Genomic DNA, 17,019 nt, shown 5'->3' with positions numbered 1-17,019 from the left:
AGTCATTTTAGAAAAGGTTACCAAGGAAAGAACCTCCACCATCATCTCCGCCTCCTAGAGAGATATGGCTACCCACAACACGAGAGAAGGTTTCGATATTGAGACTTTGCACGTAAATTTCACCGTAACCTCGGAAAGTATTAACAATCCCCTCTCCTGTACCAATGGACTGTAAAAAGCCATTTTCTAGGTGAATATCATAATCTAGTTCCTTGCTCCAAGCTACTACATGAGCGTTATCAATGGTAATACTATCGCCATTGAGGACAAGTTTTTTGATGGAGCCAAAGCTATTTGCTAATAGAGTCCCTTCTCCCTCAGTCGTCATGACAAAGAGACCGCCTTGCCCGCCAAAAAAGGCGCGACCAACTGACTGGCGTTCCATCTTATACTGAGCAGAACCGTCCAAAGCTAGAAAGGCACCATCATTGAGTCGGTACTGTTTGGCCCCCAGTTCCAAAGCAATGACCTGACCAGGCATTGAAGGGGATAGAGCCAGTTTGCCATCATTAGCGTTCGAGACTGCCTGAGTGATAAACATAGACTCTCCAGATGTCATTGAGCGACCGATAGCTCCTATTAACTTGCCAAGACCCGAGTCCCCACGAGCATTCAGACGGGTGTTTAGGGTCACACTGGGTGTATGATAAACCATCGATCCTTGCTGGATGTAGGCTGACTCACCTGCTTCAAGATCAATTTCTACCAGTGGAAATTGCATATTGCTGTCAATTGTGTATTTCATTCGATTATCCAATTTGAACCTCTTTCTTTTTGAAAATAGCTGTGCTTTTTGTGTTAATTCTATAAGACAATTATATTGTATTTCTAACAACTTGTCAAAGAAAAACCAAATCACTTTTTAAGACTAAAGTCATTAGCCGCCTCTGGCTTTTTCAAAAAAATCAGCCTCAAGTGAGACTGACCAGATGACTAGCGATCAAAGAAATAAGAAAGCACAGCGATGACGATAGCTGCCCCAAAAACAGAGGGAATAATCGCCATACCTGCAAGGCTAGGTCCCCAGTTTCCAAAGAGACTCTGTCCTACCCAAGAACCAGCTAGACCAGCTAAACTCGTTCCAATACAGCCGTATTTACGTTCTGTAAAAATCCCAGCTAGTGAACCAATTAGAAAACCAACTAATAAGGACCAAATCATAGTAATATACCCATGACTCTTGTCTTAGCCATCATTTCCAATCTAAAACGCGTGCTTGTCCCATACTTATCTTGCTAAGCAATTAAGCATTCCTTTCACTATTATTATAATCAATCTAGGTAGCAATGGTAAGTTTGGCAGCTAGGGTGACATGCTTTTTCGACGACCTGAACCAACGCTTCTAAACTGCAGGCGATCGTAGAAGCCATCGGCCTCTGAAATCAAATCAATTCGAGTTTTGGGGTGCCTGATGCTAATTTCCGAAATCATTTGACTGGCGTAACCCTTACAACGATGATTCTCAGCTACCACTAATTCACAGAGATAGGTGGTCATCAGCTTATCGGTCAAATACCTGACAAAGCCGACAATCTCTCCTTCATTTTCTAAAACTAGCCAGTAGGAACTCTCCACAAGTTTCTGGATTTTATCAAGTGTAAAACTTTCCCAACCTTCTTCTTGGTACAAGCGATAAATTTACCCACAATCTTCTGGGATAGCTTCTCTAATGATCATTTGTCAAATACTTTCTTTAAAACTTCGCCAACCGTTGTCACTCCGATGACCTGAATATCTTTTGGCACCTCAATGCCTTGCAGGGCATTTTTAGGAGCATAAACTTTGGTAAAGCCAAGCTTTGCCGCTTCGTTGATGCGTTGCTCGATACGTGTGACACGACGGATTTCCCCAGTCAGGCCAATTTCACCGATGAAGGCTTCTTGGGGATTGGTCGGCCTTTCCTTATAGCTTGAGGCAATAGCTACCGCGACAGCCAAATCAATCGCTGGCTCATCTAGTTTCACTCCCCCTGCTGACTTAAGATAGGCATCTTGGTTTTGCAAAAGAAGTCCGCAACGCTTTTCTAAAACAGCCATAATCAGACTGACGCGATTAAAATCTAAACCCGTTGTGGTGCGTTTGGCATTTCCAAAGACTGTCGGTGTCACCAAGGCTTGTACTTCCGCCAAAATTGGACGACTACCTTCCATTGTCACGACAATAGCAGAGCCTGTTGCTCCGTCCAAACGTTCTTCTAAGAAAACTTGGCTGGGATTAAGCACCTCAACCAGACCTCCCGATTGCATTTCAAAAATGCCAATTTCGTTGGTTGAACCAAAACGATTTTTCACAGCACGCAGAATACGGAAAGTGTGATGACGTTCCCCTTCAAAATAAAGCACCGTGTCCACCATATGTTCCAACATACGCGGTCCAGCCAGTTGCCCCTCCTTAGTCACATGACCAACGATAAAGGTTGCAATATTATTTGTCTTGGCCAGTTGCATCAGCTCTGCCGTCACTTCACGCACTTGCGATACCGACCCTTGAACCCCCGAAATATCAGGGCTCATAATGGTCTGAATAGAGTCTATGACGAGAAAATCAGGTTTAATCTGTTCAATCTGGCTACGTACAGCCTGCATATTGGTCTCAGCATAGAGGTAAAACTCATTATCAATGTCACCCAGGCGCTCACTACGCAGTTTAATTTGCTCTGCTGATTCTTCCCCAGAAACGTAAAGGACTATACCCTTATTAGCTAGTTGGGTGGAGACTTGAAGTAAAAGGGTTGATTTCCCGATACCGGGGTCACCACCGATAAGAACCAAACTACCAGGAACCACACCGCCACCCAATACACGGTTAAACTCTCCCATATCTGTCTTGGTGCGGGCGTAGTTAATCGAAGAAACATCCTTAAGCTTGGTTGGTTTGCTCTTTTCACCGGTCAAACTAACACGGGCATTTTTGACTTCCTGAACTTCAACTTCTTCCACAAAAGAAGTCCACGACGAACAGTTTGGACAACGCCCAAGATATTTGGGCGAATGGTAGCCACATTCTTGGCAAACAAAAGTTGATTTTTTCTTAGCCATTTTACTTACCTGTCGAGCCAAAGCCACCTGTACGCACGCCGTCTGCCTCATCCCCATCAGCAACCAAGAAAGGCATAAAAACACCTTGGACGATGCGCTCTCCGACTTCTAGGACCACTGACTCATCTGTGATGTTTTTCATCTGTGCAAAAATGTGGCCTTCGTTGTTAGGGTTATCGTAGTAGTCGCCATCAATCACTCCGACGGAGTTTATTAGCACCAAGCCTTTTTTCCGAGGATTAGACGAGCGATCATAAAGGTAGAGAACTTCATTTGGCTGCATGTAGGCTTTGACGCCTGTCGGTACCAGCTTAATCTCCCCTGGTGCAATGGCGGTTGCCACCGCTACTTTTAAATCATAGCCTGCTGCGTGAGCTGTTTCACGCTTTGGCAATAAGTTTTCATCTGTAAACTGGCTAACCAGTTCAAAGCCACGAATTTTAGTCATTTGTTTTTCTTTCTAATACCATTTAGTTAAGGTTTCACCTAGAAGTGATAAGAGCCCAATTAGTAGGCTTATCACAAGCGATATATCCAGATTGTAAAAGCATTGCCTCGTATGATGAGACATCAGAGTAGGTGGGCAACAAAAACTAGACTTTCGACAATCAGCGCTGTTCTCACCTTTTTCATCAGATAAAGCTCACTTTTCTCTGTTATACTTTTCTCTATTATAAAATATTCGTAAGGGAAAAGCAAAAGCACCACAAGGGCGCTTTGATTAATTTTCTTTAAGGACCAACTTCCCTTTTTTGAGCACATAAATCTTATCTACTAAATCAAGAATCCGTTCGTCGTGGGTGACCATAATAGCTGCGGTATTCTTTTCTTTGACTTCTTTGCGGAGCAGTTCGGCAATTTGGCGACCTCTCGCTTCGTCAAGGCTAGCAGTTGGCTCATCAGCTAGAATCAGACTTGGCTGAGTGATAAAGGCTCGGGCAATGGCTGCACGCTGCTTTTGACCCCCAGACATATCCTTAGGAAATTTCTGAGCACAGTCAGAGATTCCTAGCTCCCCCAGGAGAGACAGGATATCTTCCTTGGTTGCGGAGGCGTTTGCCATCTTGACCACCATCTCCAATTGGTCATAGATAGTTAGGTAGGGTAACAACTGATGATTTTGGAAGATAAACCCCAGATAGTCGCGTCGAAGACGTGTCCACTCTTTTTTGGAACTTGAACCAATGCTCTGTCCATCAATGATGAGCTCGCCCTCATCTGCTGATAAAAGACAGCCGACGATAGAGAGCAGGGTCGATTTCCCAGAGCCAGATGGTCCAAGGATGGCTACCAACTCACCCTTTTCAAGGACGAGGTCAATACCATCCAAAATCTGGCGTTGTTCACTACCATCTTGATAAGATTTTCGAATATTTTTAAGTACCAAAGGTTGAGTCATTAGGCGTCACCTCCGTTGATAATCATGAGCGGGTCAACTTTGGCAATACGGCTAACAGAAAGCAAACTTGCTACAATCGTCACCAGCACAAAGACCAGGGATAGAATCAGAACATCCGTCAGGTTAAGGTAGAAAGGCATTTTAATTGGTAAGACGCTTGCCATTCCAAGAGCTAGAGCATCACCGACAAGGGCTCCAAAGAGTGCAAGCAAAGTGACTTGACTCAACTGTTGATAGGCGATTCTCCCCATGCTCATACCCAGAGCCTTCATCACACCAAACTGTTGACGTTTTTCAAGGCTGATAATATAGAAGAAGACTGCTAGGATAATAGCGGAAGCTACCACCAGCACCCAGGTAATCATGCTTAAAGTTCCTTGCTCAGCTGCATAGCCAGGAATTTTTTCAATTAGCGCAGCTTTTTCGTAAACAACAAGACTGCCAAGATTCGCTTCGTCGAAAATCTGATCAGAAGTCACTATAGCTTGAGGTGTCCAAGTGTACTTGGGATTGGTCGCTTGAGCCAGTGCCACATAGGTAGCCTGACTGATATAGCCGATACCTGTATGCCCGTAAAGGGCACCTGAAGTGAAACCAACTACTGTCAGCTCAAGTTCACTCTTGGTGTCCTTGATGCTATCACCCAGTTTAATGCCGTCAGCTTGGAAGCGATTATCCAATACAATTTCAAAATCTTTGTTGCTGAGCGCTTCTCCCTCAATCAAATTAGGGGAAAGCTTACTCTTGTCCTCTAGGATAAAGTAGGTAACATCAAGATTTTCTTCTGTGGTATCCGCCGTCAGCTGACTACGTGAAATAGCTAGTTCTTCCTGAGTTTTCAAATCCAAATCAGCAACGGTCTTTAGATTTTCCTCCGAAAGGCTAGAGAAAGGGATAATCCCATCCGCTTCCTCCTGCAAGATAATCCGCTCAATAGGCATATTATCAATCCCAGCGCTAACAAATCGTCCCAAGCCATTAGTCAAACCTGACAAGAACATGACCATAAAGATCATGAGAATAACCAGACCTTCTACTAGGAGATACTTCTTTTTAAAAAAGAAAAGTTCCTTTAATGCAATTTTCATGTTTCTCCCCTATTCCTAAACCAACCTACTCAAAGACAAACTGGTTGTGGTAAAGCTCTGAGTAGAATCCTTTTTGTTTGAGTAGTTCGTGGTGGTTGCCTTGTTCCAAGACCTTGCCATCCTTAAGGACAATGATTTCATCCGCATTGAGGATGGTTTTGAGGCGGTGGGCAATGACAAAGCTAGTCCTACCAGCAATGATTGCTTCCATAGCATTTTGAATTTTTGCCTCAGTTACCGTATCCACATTTGAAGTTGCTTCGTCCAAAATCAATACTTGCGGGTCCGTCAAAAGGGTTCTAGCAATAGAAATCAACTGCTTTTGACCAGTCGAGAAAACATTCTCATCGTCAGTGACAAAGGTATCGTAACCATCTGGCAGCCCCATGATAAAGTCATGGATGTGGGTAGCACGCGCAGCCACTTCCACCATTTCTTGGGAAATCTCATCATTGCCGAAACGGATATTATCGGTAATGGTGCCAGAGAAAAGAACGGATTCTTGTAAAACGATGCCGACTTTTTCACGGAGGCTATCCAAATCGTATTGACGAATGTCGCGGCCGTCAAACTCAATGGAACCAGCATCCACATCGTAGAAACGGTTGATAAGGTTCATGATGGTGGTCTTACCGGATCCGGTTGGACCAACCACCGCAATCATCTTGCCTTTTGGCGCAGAAATACTAACATTATCCAGAACTTTTTGGCCTGGTAAATAACCAAAGTCGATGTTTTTGATTTCCACACCTTCTTTTAGCTCAGTGAAAAGCGGAGCTTTTTGAGGGCGAATTTCCTCAGGCTCATCAAACATTTCTTGGACACGATGGGCTCCCGTGAAGGCCAGTTGCAATTCCGCCCAGCTAGAAGCAATCTGCATCATTGGTTGGTAATATTGTTGTGAATATTGAACAAAGGTAACTACCAGCCCCAGCGCCACAGCTGAATCCATTGAGGAATCGTTGAGGACGATATTTGAACCAGCAAAAATAACGATGGCTGTGTTGACCAGACTCATCCCATTCATGAATGGAAAGAGAATCCCACCAAAAAGACGACCCTTGAAGGTTGTTCGACGGACTTCCTCATTGAGTTCCAAAAAACCATCAATGGTTTCTTCCTGAACACCTTGGACGATAATGGCTTTTTGTCCAGAAATTTTCTCATCCATGTAGGCATTAAGTTTGGAAACTGCTGCTTGTTGTAGATTGGTGTATTTGCGAGCCAAGCGAATGATAATTACTAGCGCAAGTAAGGCTACGGGAGTTGAGGCGATAGTTACCAGCGCTAGCCTTGTATCCTGACGGAACATCATCCAAACCATACCAATATAAAGCGCACCGTTTGACAAAATTTGAATCATGGATTGGTTAAAGGCGTTTTGGATGTTGTCCAAATCAGAGGTAAAGCGAGACAGAATGTCACCATCCTTATGACGATCAAAAAAGGCAATCGTCAAACGCTCTAGTTTTCCAAAAAGACCTTTACGCATACGGTTTGTCGAATGAGCTACAATTCGCGTCAAGAGTAAGCTGTAAATCAGATTGGCCACGACTGTCGCAGCATAGGCCAGAAAGAGACTGGACATGACACTTTGAAAATCAGCCAGGTCTGGCTTGAAACCTGTCTCCCCTGCCTGCTGAGCGACAAAATATTGCTGACCAATTTTGCCCAACTCAGCGATAGCATCTCCTAGTAAAACCGGAGTCTTTACTTGCAAATATGTCGCTACAATAATAGCTAGGAAAATCACGACAAAAGTCAATTTGTAACGTTTAAAATAAAACCAGAAAAATCGAGCTGTCTTCATTAATCTTCCTCCTTCCCTTTTTGAGTTTCATAGATTTCACGGTATACAGCATTGTTTGCTACCAATTCTGCGTGAGTACCCTCGCCAATCAAACGTCCTTCGTCAAGCACCAAAATCTTATCTGCCTTGACTACAGAAGAAATTTTTTGGGCGATGATAATGGTTGTGGTTCCCTTTAAATCGTGATTGAGTGCTTCTTGGACCAACTTTTCAGACTTGGCATCTAGGGCTGAGGTTGAATCATCCAAGACTAGAATCTTGGGATCACCGATTACACCACGGGCAATAGACATCCGTTGTTTTTGCCCACCAGAGAAGTTATTTCCCCGTTCTTCGACCTCACTTTCATAAGTCTCATCCAAGCGGTCAATAAATTCTTTAGCCTGAGCAATTCCTGCAGCTCGCTCCAACTTAGCTAAAGTCGCATCAGGCGCCCCTTGACGCAGATTATCTGCGATGGTTCCTGAGAAAAGAATAGCCTTTTGTAAAACGATAGAAACCGTCTGACGAAGTGTCTTTTGATTGATATCTTTCAAATCACGGTCACCAATGGAAACCGTTCCTTCTTGTGGATCAAAAAGTCGTGGAATCAGCTGCGCCAGCGTAGATTTACCAGCACCAGTGGCACCAACCACACCAACCATTTGACCGGGCTCAATCTCAAAAGAGATATTTTTCAAGGTAGGTTCTGTATCATGCGGATAGGTAAAGCTGACATTGTCAAAGACAATTTTTCCAATTAACTCCTCATCAGGACTGTCCACAAAGGTCATGGCTGGTTCGGTCTCCAAAACTTCGTTAATCCGTTTGATGGAAATAGCCGCACGCGAAGCCTGCATCCCCATGAAGCTGGTCATGATAATGGCAAACATGATTTGCATGAGATAACTCATGAAAGAGGTGAAGCTACCAATAACTTCCATATTGTCTGCCACCATGTCCGACACAAGGTAGAGCGAAGCAAAAATAGCCATGTAGGAAATAAACATCATCAAGGGCTGTAGGACAGAAAAACCATAGCCAATAAAGAGGTTAAGATCCAACAATTCATTAGACGTCTCTTTAAACTTGGCGTATTGATTTTTCTCCTGAACGAAGGATTTAACCACGCGGATACCACGTAAGTTTTCCTTAGCAATACTGTTCATCTTGTCCATTAAGATTTGGAATTTCCCAAAACGTGGCCCCATTTGGCTCATCACAACTGCCATGACAGCCGCCACCAAAATCACCATGACAATAATCATCCACCAAAGTTCTGGAAGTATTCTAACTGCCATGAAAAAGGAACCGATAAAGAGCAGAGGCACGCGCATCAAAATCGTAAAGAGCATCATAACCAAGTTTTGAATTTGGGTGACGTCATTGGTCATACGAACCACCAAATTTCCAGCGTTAAATTCTTCAATGTTGGCATATGAAAAACTTTGAATTTTGCGGAAGGTTTTCTCACGGATATCAGCAGAAACACCTTGGGCAATCTTCGCAGCCACAATCGTATTAGCAAGACCAGCCACCAAACCAATTCCTGCAATCACTAAAAGCCATTTTCCTACACGAAAAATCTCATCTTGATCATTCATCAAGACAGCCGTTAAGACCTCTTTCAGGTAACTAGGCTGCAAAAGCGTCGTGATAACAACTGTTGATACCAAAAGGATCGAACCGAGCGCATACCACTTATAGCGTAAAATCGCTTGTTTAAGCATCTTTATTCTCCTTATAATTTTTAATATTTTCCTTCAGCTGTTCTGCCCACTGCATAACCTTCTGAAAGTCCTCTTTTTTGATATTTTTAAACAAAGAGCTGTGCAACTCTTGGTGAAAATCCGCTAAACGGTTTACCTTATCCTTACCAAGAGGGGTCAGGACAATCTGCTTATAGCGCTTGTCTTCTACCGATGGTATGACCTGAACAAAGCCATTTTTCTCCATCCGTTTGACTAGATTGCTGGCAACTGATTTTGAAATTTTCATCTCTTTTTCAATATCTTTGATAAAGGTCTCTGTATCCTGCCTACCGTGCAGATAAAAGAGCGCCCAGCCTTGCGGACCAGCCAAATGTTCAACGCCCTTTTCCTTGGCAATTTCATCGCAAACTTGCTCAAAATGATTGAGCAAGTTACGCAAATCTGGAATAGGATTTCCCATCTCAATCTCCTTCCCTTATTTTTTGAAAATAATTCGCATGAGAACTATTATAGTTCCTGTGAGAACCATTGTCAAGAAAAGGCTCCGCAATTTTTCAAAAAGAGGATTAAAGAAAAAAGTGGAAGCCTTTGCCTTTTAAAAGCCAAACATATCATCTTATGGTATAATGTAAATGGTACTATGACAAGTAAAGGAAACACTATGGAAAAGCAGAAAATTGCCATCCTTGGTCCTGGTTCTTGGGGAACAGCTCTGGCGCAAGTTCTCAACGACAATGGGCACGAGGTTCGTATCTGGGGAAATATTCCTGAACAAATTGACGAAATCAACGAAAAGCACACCAACAGCCATTACTTCAAGGATATTGTCCTAGATGAGGGGATCAAAGCTTATAAGGATTTGGGTCAAGCTCTTGATGGAGTTGACGGTATCCTCTTTGTGGTTCCAACCAAAGTAACCCGCCTAGTAGCTAAGCAAGTTGCAGAAATTCTGACACATAAGGTCATTGTTATGCATGCCTCAAAAGGCTTGGAACCTGGCAGTCACGAACGCCTATCAACTATCCTAGAGGAAGAGATTCCTGCCCAATACCGTTCTGAAATCGTAGTTGTATCTGGACCAAGTCACGCCGAAGAAACCATCGTCCGTGACATCACCCTAATCACAGCCGCCTCAAAAGATTTAACCGCTGCTAAATACGTCCAAAGCCTCTTTAGCAACAGCTACTTCCGCCTCTACACCAACACTGATGTCATTGGTGTGGAAACAGCTGGCGCCTTGAAAAATATTATCGCCGTTGGTGCCGGTGCTCTCCACGGTCTCGGCTACGGTGACAATGCCAAAGCAGCCGTCATCACACGCGGTCTGGCTGAAATCACTCGCCTCGGTGTTAAAATGGGAGCTGATCCGCTTACTTACAGCGGCCTATCCGGTGTTGGTGACTTGATCGTTACAGGGACATCCATCCACTCTCGTAACTGGCGCGCCGGTGATGCTTTGGGACGCGGTGAAAAACTCGAAGACATCGAACGCAATATGGGCATGGTTATTGAAGGAATTTCTACTACAAAAGTCGCCTACGAAATCGCGCAAGAACTTGACGTCTATATGCCAATCACCACAGCTATTTACAAAACCATCTACGAAGGTGCTGACATCAAAGAATCTATCCTTGGTATGATGCAAAATGAATTTAAGTCTGAGAATGAATTTTAAGGAGTTAATCATGCAAAAAAAAGTCAGAAAAGCTGTTATCCCTGCTGCTGGACTGGGAACTCGCTTCCTACCAGCAACCAAGGCGCTTGCTAAAGAAATGTTACCAATCGTTGATAAACCAACGATTCAGTTTATCGTTGAAGAAGCCTTGCGCTCTGGTATCGAAGATATCCTTGTTGTCACCGGTAAATCCAAGCGCTCAATTGAAGATCATTTTGATTCAAATTTCGAACTTGAATATAATCTTAAAGAAAAAGGTAAGAATGACCTTCTCAAATTGGTTGACGAAACTACTGGTATCCGTCTTCACTTCATCCGTCAGAGTCACCCGCGTGGCCTTGGTGATGCAGTCCTTCAAGCTAAGGCATTTGTAGGTAACGAACCCTTTGTAGTCATGCTTGGTGATGATTTGATGGATATCACAAACACCTCAGCTCTGCCATTGACCAAGCAACTGATGAACGACTATGATGAGACTCATGCTTCGACCATTGCGGTTATGCCGGTTCCTCACGAAGAAGTTTCTGCCTATGGGGTCATCGCTCCTCACGGTGAAGGGGTTAATGGCCTTTACAGTGTTGACACTTTTGTAGAAAAGCCTGCGCCTGAAGATGCTCCAAGCGATTTGGCTATCATTGGTCGCTACCTTTTAACGCCTGAGATTTTTGAAATCTTGGAAAAACAAACACCTGGTGCTGGCGGTGAAATCCAACTGACTGATGCCATTGACACCCTCAACAAAACCCAACGTGTTTTTGCCCGCGAATTTAAAGGTAACCGCTACGACGTTGGCGACAAGTTTGGCTTCATGAAAACCTCAATCGACTACGCCCTCCAACACCCACAAGTCAAAGACGATTTGAAAGACTACATCATCGAACTTGGTAAAAAATTAGAAGGCAAGTCAGCTGAGTAAGACAAATAAGACTGGGACACATCACGATGCTTGTCCCAGTCTTTTTAGCTATTCTCTAACGAGGCTCTCAAAGTCTCGTTTTTATTATTTATCCCAGTGAGACGCAAAATCAAACTAAGCAAATCACATGCTGATGGATCTCAAAGTTTAACACTATAGCCATCCGAAACTATTATGATTACCAAATGATGACACGTTCGCTAGGTTCACGCCACATAGCGTCACCTTTTTGGACACCAAAAGTCTCATGGAAATCATCAAAGTTTGGCACTTGGACATTCGTCCGAAGTTTTCCTGGGGCATGAACGTCGACATTGACTAGAAGTTGCAAGTATTCTTCACGAGCTTTCATGCGCCAGATGGTTGCAAAGTTAGTGAAGTAATCTTTGGCTGAAAAATCAGCTTCTTTCTTAGCCGCTTCAAGGGCTGCCGCAAGTCCACCCAAGTCTGCTACATTTTCAGATACAGTTAGCTGGCCATTGACCTTGCTTCCTGCAAATGGGATACCATCAAATTGGGCAACAACCTTATCCGTCCGCTCTTTGAAAGCTGCATAGTCTTCATCTGTCCACCAGTTGTTGAGACTACCATTTTCATCAAAGGAAGCTCCATTAGTATCAAAAGCATGAGAGATTTCATGAGCGATAACGGCTCCGATACCACCATAGTTAGCTGATGAGCTTTGCTCCAAGCTATAAAACGGCGCCTGCAAAATGGCTGCTGGAAAGACGATTTGATTTTGTTGCGGATCGTAGTAAGCATTAACCATATGGGCTGGCATGTGCCATTCGCTGCGATCAACAGCCTTGTTCCACTTGCTCCAAGTATGAGCAATTGAGATTTTTGCCAAATTCTGGGCATTTTCAATCAGGGATAAACTGTCATCAATAACCTTCTTAACATAGGTTTCTGGTAATTTTTCAGGATAACCGATATGAGGTGTTATAACATTAAGTTTAGTAATTGCCTTGTCACGGGTTTCAGGCTTGAGCCAGTCATTTGCTAAAAGGCGTTCCTTGTAAACGTCAATCATGGTTGCCACTTTTGCTTCCACATCAGCTTTTGCTTCTGGCGAGAATTTCTCACCCGCATACCAGAGACCCAAAGCCTGATTGAAGGGACCTTGCGCCAAATAAAAAGCAGCTTTCTTCTGATCCATAGCCTGTGGCGTTCCAGAGAGAGCACGACCATAGGCCCCCGCAAGAATACGGATGTCCTCTGTTAGATAAGAAGTGTAGCTAGTCGCTGCGCTTTCAACTAAAAGAGCCTTGAGGAGTGGCCAATTCTTTTCAGAATAATATTCAGCAGCAAACTCTGTCCAGAAACGTTCTTCTGGCACGATAACCTTGTCAGGTAAGGTTCCCAAAATCTCTGTAAAGATGGTATCAAGCGGTAATTCGGGCACCAATTTTGTAAAGTCTGCCCAGTCATAAGGGTGATAAAGTTCTACATATTTTGAACTTTCCTCAGATGATAGCACATACTTAGCTACCTGATCATCTAGCTCAATGATTTTATCCAGCATATCTTTAATCTCATCTGGTGTAAAATCAAATTTTGCTAAAAGATTTTCCTCACATTTTCGCCAAGTGGCAAGGAGTTCCTTACCTTTTTCATTGTCATCAGCATAGTAAGTCGTATCTGGCAAGATTGTATGTGGGGCATAAGCCCAGAGGACGTTATTTTTAGCGTCCATAAAGTCTGGAGAAACGCCAAAAGGTAGAAGATTAGGCTTGCCTGCCATTTCATATTCGGCTATCCGCGCAGCAAATTCTTCAAAAGAGGAAAGCTTTTGGTATTCTGTAATCAGAGGTTCAACTGGCTTGACACCAGCTGATTCGCGAGCATCAAAATTGGCCACTTGCTTGTGAAATTTAACGAAATTCTGCAAGATGCTATCCTCTGGAACATTTTCACCTGCCAACCACTGATCTGTGGTTTCAAGCATCAGGTCTTCAATCTCGTCAGCTAAATCAGAAAATCCACCAGTTCTAGGTTTGTCGTCAGGAATGATGGCCGTTTTTTCCCATTCGCCATTAATAGCATCGTAAAAGTCATCTTGTAAACGTGACATAATCGTCTCCTTTTGTCTGTGATAGGTCTATTATAGCAAAAAAACGCTTCCTTGAAGCGTTTTAATTCGTTGTCATACGAGAGAGGAATTCTTTTCGAGTTCTTACCTTCTCTTTCCAGCAAAATTTCACTCTAAAATAGGACTTTCTTTCGCATATCCTATACTGATTTTGAAAAGTTTAAAGTTACATAATCTGAGGCTCTAGCCAACCGACCCTTCCATTTCATAGGCTATCAAGCGGTTTAGCTCGACGGCGTATTCCATTGGGAGTTCTTTGGTGAATGGTTCAACAAATCCCATGACAATCATTTCAGTAGCTTCTTGTTCTGATAAGCCACGGCTCATGAGGTAGTAGAGCTGTTCTTCTGAAATTTTTGAAACTTTTGCTTCATGTTCTAAAGCAACTTGTGAATTGTGGATTTCATTGAAGGGGATGGTATCCGACTTAGAGATGTCATCCATGAGGATGGTGTCACATTCGATATGAGAAACTGATTTTTTGGAATCTTTGTTAAAAGTGACCTGTCCACGGTAGTTGACCACGCCTCCATTACGTGCAATAGATTTTGACACGATAGATGACGATGTATGCGGAGCATTATGAATCATTTTAGCTCCCGCATCCTGATGTTGCCCTGCATTTGCAAAAGCGATAGAAAGCATAGTCCCACGCGCCCCTTCGCCGTCAAGGAGAACGGATGGGTACTTCATGGTCACTTGGGCACCAAGGTTTCCGTCAATCCACTCAACCGTCGCGTCTCTCTTTGCTGTCGCACGTTTTGTTACCAGATTATAGACATTATCTGACCAGTTTTGGATAGTGGTGTAACGCATGTAGCTGCCCTCTAGAGCAAAGATTTCTACGATAGCAGCGTGAAGACTAGCTGTAGAATAAGTCGGTGCTGTACATCCCTCAACATAGTGAACGCTTGCCCCCTCATCAACAATAATAAGGGTACGTTCAAACTGAGCTGTCGCTTCATTGTTCATTCGGAAGTAGGTCTGAAGAGGAATCTCACACTTGACGCCCTTTGGCACGTAGATAAAGGTTCCACCTGACCAGAAAGCTGAATTAAGAGCTGCAAATTTATTGTCTGTTGGCGGTACTAATTTTGAAAAATACTGCTTGAAGAGGTCTGGATAGTCTTTCAGGGCTGAATCCGTATCGGTAAAAATGATACCTAACTTATCGTACTCCTCTTTCATATTGTGGTAAACCACCTCTGACTCGTACTGAGCAGAAGCTCCTGCAAGATAGGCACGCTCCGCTTCAGGAATACCAATGCGTTCAAAGGTCTCTTTGATTTTTTCAGGAACCTCATCCCAAGAACGCGCTGGTTTATCCGACGGTTTTTGATAGTAAGTCAAGTCATCAAAATCAATTCCAGATAAATCTGGCCCCCACTCCTGCATAGGCATCTTGTTAAAGGTTTCCAGAGATTTGAGGCGGAATTCCAACATCCACTCAGGCTCTCCCTTGGCAGCTGACATATCACGAACTACTTGCTCGCTAATGCCCTTTCCTGTCGAGTAAATAGGAGTCACATCATCGTGGAAACCGTACTTGTATTCCCCGAGGTCAATCGGTTTTGGTTCTACTTTTTCTTCAGACATGAGTTGTCCCTTCTTTCATTTTCAGTTATTCGGTAGATTCACCGCACTTCTGGCACGATGCCTTCTCGCTTCGTTCAATAGATTTCTTAAGTGCATTCCAAGCAAGCGTGGCACATTTAACACGTTGTGGGAATTTCGACACACCTGCCATAAATTCGGCGTCACCGAGAACCTTGGTATCTATATTATTTTGTCCTTGCACCATGGCTGAGAAGATTTCTGCTAATGCCAAAGCGTCAGACTTGCTTTTCCCGATAACGGCATCACACATCATGCTAGACGATGCTGTCGAAATAGTGCAACCTTCTCCCGCAAAAGCAATATCCTTAATGATATCACCGTCAAATTTTACGGTCAAAGCAATCACATCGCCACAGGTAGGGTTATTGAGCTGGATAGCTTCAACCCCCTCTAACACACCGTGGTGATGGGGGTTTTTGGAGTGATCAGCAACCACTGCCATATATAAAGAATCTAATCTAGAGAGTGCCATTAAAGAACTCCTTCGTTTTTTGGATAGCATCAAGCAACTTGTCGCAATCCTCTTTAGTATTATAAATATAAAAGCTTGCGCGGGCAGCTGACGAAATTCCCAGGTGATTGATAAGCGGTTGAGCGCAGTGATGACCTGCACGCACAGCCACACCCTCATAATCCAGAGCCGTTGCCACATCGTGCGGGTGCAGTCCATCAATGTTAAAAGCAATAACACCGGCATGTTCTCTTGGATTCTTTGGCCCGTAAACCGTCACTCCCTCAATAGCCTGAAATTTAGGCAGGACGTAATCGACCAATCCCTGCTCGTAAGCATGGACATTGTCCATGCCGAGCCCTACCAAGTAATCAATAGCCGCACCCAGTGCAATAGCGCCCGAGATATTTGGTGTTCCTGCCTCGAACTTCCAAGGCAGTTCCTTCCAAGTGGCTTCTTGCTCGTAAACAAAGTCTATCATCTCACCGCCAAATTCAACTGGATTCATGAGATTGAGAAGGTCTTCCTTTCCATAGAGAACGCCGATTCCCGTTGGTCCCATCATCTTATGTCCTGAAAAGGCAAAGAAATCACAATCCAAATCCTGCACATCAATAGTCATGTGAGGCGCCGATTGAGCTCCGTCCACTACCATATAGCCTCCGACTTGATGAACCAGCTCTGCGATTTCTTTGACTGGATTGACACATCCAAGGACATTAGAGACATGAGCCAGGCTAACAAACTTGGTTTTAGGCGATAGCTTTTCCTTTAAATCTTCCATGTCTAGCCTGCCATCTCTGAGATAGACATAGACCAACTTAGCACCCGTTTGCTTGCAGACTTCTTGCCAAGGGATGATGTTGGAGTGATGCTCCATAATCGAAATCAGAATTTCATCACCTGGTTGTAAAATCTGACCTGCAAATTTAGCTACCCAGTTGAGGGCAGTTGTGGTGCCTCGGGTAAAAAGGACTTCCTTGGTTGATTTGGCATTAATAAAGGCACGGATTTTTTCACGCGCTGCCTCATAATCAGCCGTCGCACGCTCTGCTAGAGTATGCACACCGCGGTGGACATTGGCATTATTGGTTTCATAATAATGTTGGATGGTCTCTAGCACCTGTTTGGGCTTTTGAGTTGTTGCAGCGTTATCAAGGTAAACCAAGGGTTCGTCATTGACCATTTGGTCTAAAATTCCAAAATCTTGACGAATTTTTTTAGCGTCTAACAACGACATGA

The 17,019-nt window shown here is 43.7% G+C and carries 16 protein-coding genes; 2 read left to right on the top strand and 14 right to left on the bottom strand.

All coding sequences use genetic code 11. The annotated features are described in order from the left end of the window. Nucleotides 1-7: 7 nt before the first annotated feature. The 10 genes from G576_RS0101900 to G576_RS0101855 form a co-directional block, all read right to left on the bottom strand. On the bottom strand, nt 8-745 hold the full coding sequence (locus G576_RS0101900; protein WP_037618222.1) for a TIGR00266 family protein: 738 nt from the start codon (nt 743-745) through the stop codon (nt 8-10). Between the two features lie 188 nt (nt 746-933). Then, nucleotides 934-1,161 (bottom strand): GlsB/YeaQ/YmgE family stress response membrane protein, encoded by a 228-nt coding sequence (locus G576_RS0101895; protein ID WP_037618219.1) that lies wholly within the window; start codon nt 1,159-1,161, stop codon nt 934-936. A gap of 141 nt (nt 1,162-1,302) precedes the next feature. Continuing rightward, the gene (locus G576_RS12100) at nt 1,303-1,629 is read right to left on the bottom strand and encodes a GNAT family N-acetyltransferase (protein ID WP_245563000.1); all 327 of its coding nucleotides are present in this window, start codon (nt 1,627-1,629) and stop codon (nt 1,303-1,305) included. A 44-nt stretch (nt 1,630-1,673) separates the two neighbouring features. Continuing rightward, complete coding sequence (radA, locus tag G576_RS0101885) at nt 1,674-3,038, bottom strand: DNA repair protein RadA (RefSeq protein WP_037618216.1); 1,365 nt, start codon at nt 3,036-3,038, stop codon at nt 1,674-1,676. A 1-nt stretch (nt 3,039) separates the two neighbouring features. After that, complete coding sequence (locus G576_RS0101880) at nt 3,040-3,486, bottom strand: dUTP diphosphatase (RefSeq protein ID WP_027973127.1); 447 nt, start codon at nt 3,484-3,486, stop codon at nt 3,040-3,042. A 273-nt stretch (nt 3,487-3,759) separates the two neighbouring features. Then, nucleotides 3,760-4,437 carry an ABC transporter ATP-binding protein gene (locus tag G576_RS0101875; protein ID WP_027973126.1) on the bottom strand — a complete coding sequence of 226 codons (678 nt, stop codon included), beginning with the start codon at nt 4,435-4,437 and terminating at the stop codon, nt 3,760-3,762. After that, entirely contained in the window at nt 4,437-5,525 is a 1,089-nt protein-coding gene (locus G576_RS0101870; RefSeq protein ID WP_027973125.1) for an ABC transporter permease, read from the bottom strand. The genes G576_RS0101875 and G576_RS0101870 overlap by 1 nt, the downstream gene beginning before the upstream one ends. Before the next feature lie 25 nt (nt 5,526-5,550). Beyond that, nucleotides 5,551-7,335, bottom strand: a complete 1,785-nt coding sequence (locus G576_RS0101865; protein ID WP_027973124.1) for an ABC transporter ATP-binding protein — start codon at nt 7,333-7,335, stop codon at nt 5,551-5,553. Continuing rightward, on the bottom strand, nt 7,335-9,044 hold the full coding sequence (locus G576_RS0101860) for an ABC transporter ATP-binding protein (RefSeq protein ID WP_027973123.1): 1,710 nt from the start codon (nt 9,042-9,044) through the stop codon (nt 7,335-7,337). Before G576_RS0101860 ends, G576_RS0101865 begins: the two co-directional genes overlap by 1 nt. Beyond that, complete coding sequence (locus tag G576_RS0101855) at nt 9,037-9,486, bottom strand: MarR family winged helix-turn-helix transcriptional regulator (RefSeq protein ID WP_027973122.1); 450 nt, start codon at nt 9,484-9,486, stop codon at nt 9,037-9,039. The genes G576_RS0101860 and G576_RS0101855 overlap by 8 nt, the downstream gene beginning before the upstream one ends. A gap of 201 nt (nt 9,487-9,687) precedes the next feature. On the opposite strand from G576_RS0101855, the gene G576_RS0101850 reads away from it, so the two are divergent. Both G576_RS0101850 and galU read left to right on the top strand, forming a co-directional pair. Further along, nucleotides 9,688-10,701: an NAD(P)H-dependent glycerol-3-phosphate dehydrogenase gene (locus G576_RS0101850; RefSeq protein ID WP_027973121.1), complete on the top strand. Its 1,014-nt coding sequence runs from the start codon at nt 9,688-9,690 to the stop codon at nt 10,699-10,701. 10 nt (nt 10,702-10,711) lie between these two features. Then, entirely contained in the window at nt 10,712-11,617 is a 906-nt protein-coding gene (galU, locus tag G576_RS0101845) for a UTP--glucose-1-phosphate uridylyltransferase GalU (protein ID WP_027973120.1), read from the top strand. 178 nt (nt 11,618-11,795) lie between these two features. On the opposite strand, the gene G576_RS0101840 is transcribed toward galU, so the two are convergent. The 4 genes from G576_RS0101840 to G576_RS0101825 form a co-directional block, all read right to left on the bottom strand. Continuing rightward, a complete protein-coding gene (locus G576_RS0101840; RefSeq protein ID WP_027973119.1) occupies nt 11,796-13,691 on the bottom strand; it encodes a M13-type metalloendopeptidase in 1,896 nt (631 codons plus the stop codon). 201 nt (nt 13,692-13,892) lie between these two features. Continuing rightward, nucleotides 13,893-15,305 (bottom strand): Fe-S cluster assembly protein SufB, encoded by a 1,413-nt coding sequence (gene sufB, locus G576_RS0101835; RefSeq protein ID WP_027973118.1) that lies wholly within the window; start codon nt 15,303-15,305, stop codon nt 13,893-13,895. A 25-nt stretch (nt 15,306-15,330) separates the two neighbouring features. Then, entirely contained in the window at nt 15,331-15,798 is a 468-nt protein-coding gene (sufU, locus tag G576_RS0101830) for a Fe-S cluster assembly sulfur transfer protein SufU (RefSeq protein ID WP_027973117.1), read from the bottom strand. Beyond that, complete coding sequence (locus G576_RS0101825) at nt 15,785-17,017, bottom strand: cysteine desulfurase (RefSeq protein ID WP_027973116.1); 1,233 nt, start codon at nt 17,015-17,017, stop codon at nt 15,785-15,787. Before G576_RS0101825 ends, sufU begins: the two co-directional genes overlap by 14 nt. Nucleotides 17,018-17,019 lie beyond the last annotated feature (2 nt).

It is taken from the genome of Streptococcus porci DSM 23759 (assembly GCF_000423765.1).
GTDB lineage: Bacteria > Bacillota > Bacilli > Lactobacillales > Streptococcaceae > Streptococcus > Streptococcus porci.
The sequence above is the reverse complement of the archived record's forward strand: the minus strand, read 5'-3'. Positions and strand labels throughout refer to the sequence as shown.

Coding starts and splice junctions, on each gene's coding strand:
- G576_RS0101865 (WP_027973124.1), bottom strand. CDS start 7,335: ATGAAGACAGCTCGATTTTTCTGGTTTTATTTTAAACGTTACAAATTG.
- sufB (WP_027973118.1), bottom strand. CDS start 15,305: ATGTCTGAAGAAAAAGTAGAACCAAAACCGATTGACCTCGGGGAATAC.
- galU (WP_027973120.1), top strand. CDS start 10,712: ATGCAAAAAAAAGTCAGAAAAGCTGTTATCCCTGCTGCTGGACTGGGA.
- G576_RS0101880 (WP_027973127.1), bottom strand. CDS start 3,486: ATGACTAAAATTCGTGGCTTTGAACTGGTTAGCCAGTTTACAGATGAA.
- G576_RS0101875 (WP_027973126.1), bottom strand. CDS start 4,437: ATGACTCAACCTTTGGTACTTAAAAATATTCGAAAATCTTATCAAGAT.
- G576_RS0101850 (WP_027973121.1), top strand. CDS start 9,688: ATGGAAAAGCAGAAAATTGCCATCCTTGGTCCTGGTTCTTGGGGAACA.
- G576_RS0101855 (WP_027973122.1), bottom strand. CDS start 9,486: ATGGGAAATCCTATTCCAGATTTGCGTAACTTGCTCAATCATTTTGAG.
- sufU (WP_027973117.1), bottom strand. CDS start 15,798: ATGGCACTCTCTAGATTAGATTCTTTATATATGGCAGTGGTTGCTGAT.
- G576_RS0101840 (WP_027973119.1), bottom strand. CDS start 13,691: ATGTCACGTTTACAAGATGACTTTTACGATGCTATTAATGGCGAATGG.
- G576_RS0101900 (WP_037618222.1), bottom strand. CDS start 745: ATGAAATACACAATTGACAGCAATATGCAATTTCCACTGGTAGAAATT.
- radA (WP_037618216.1), bottom strand. CDS start 3,038: ATGGCTAAGAAAAAATCAACTTTTGTTTGCCAAGAATGTGGCTACCAT.
- G576_RS0101895 (WP_037618219.1), bottom strand. CDS start 1,161: ATGATTTGGTCCTTATTAGTTGGTTTTCTAATTGGTTCACTAGCTGGG.
- G576_RS0101825 (WP_027973116.1), bottom strand. CDS start 17,017: ATGTCGTTGTTAGACGCTAAAAAAATTCGTCAAGATTTTGGAATTTTA.
- G576_RS0101860 (WP_027973123.1), bottom strand. CDS start 9,044: ATGCTTAAACAAGCGATTTTACGCTATAAGTGGTATGCGCTCGGTTCG.
- G576_RS0101870 (WP_027973125.1), bottom strand. CDS start 5,525: ATGAAAATTGCATTAAAGGAACTTTTCTTTTTTAAAAAGAAGTATCTC.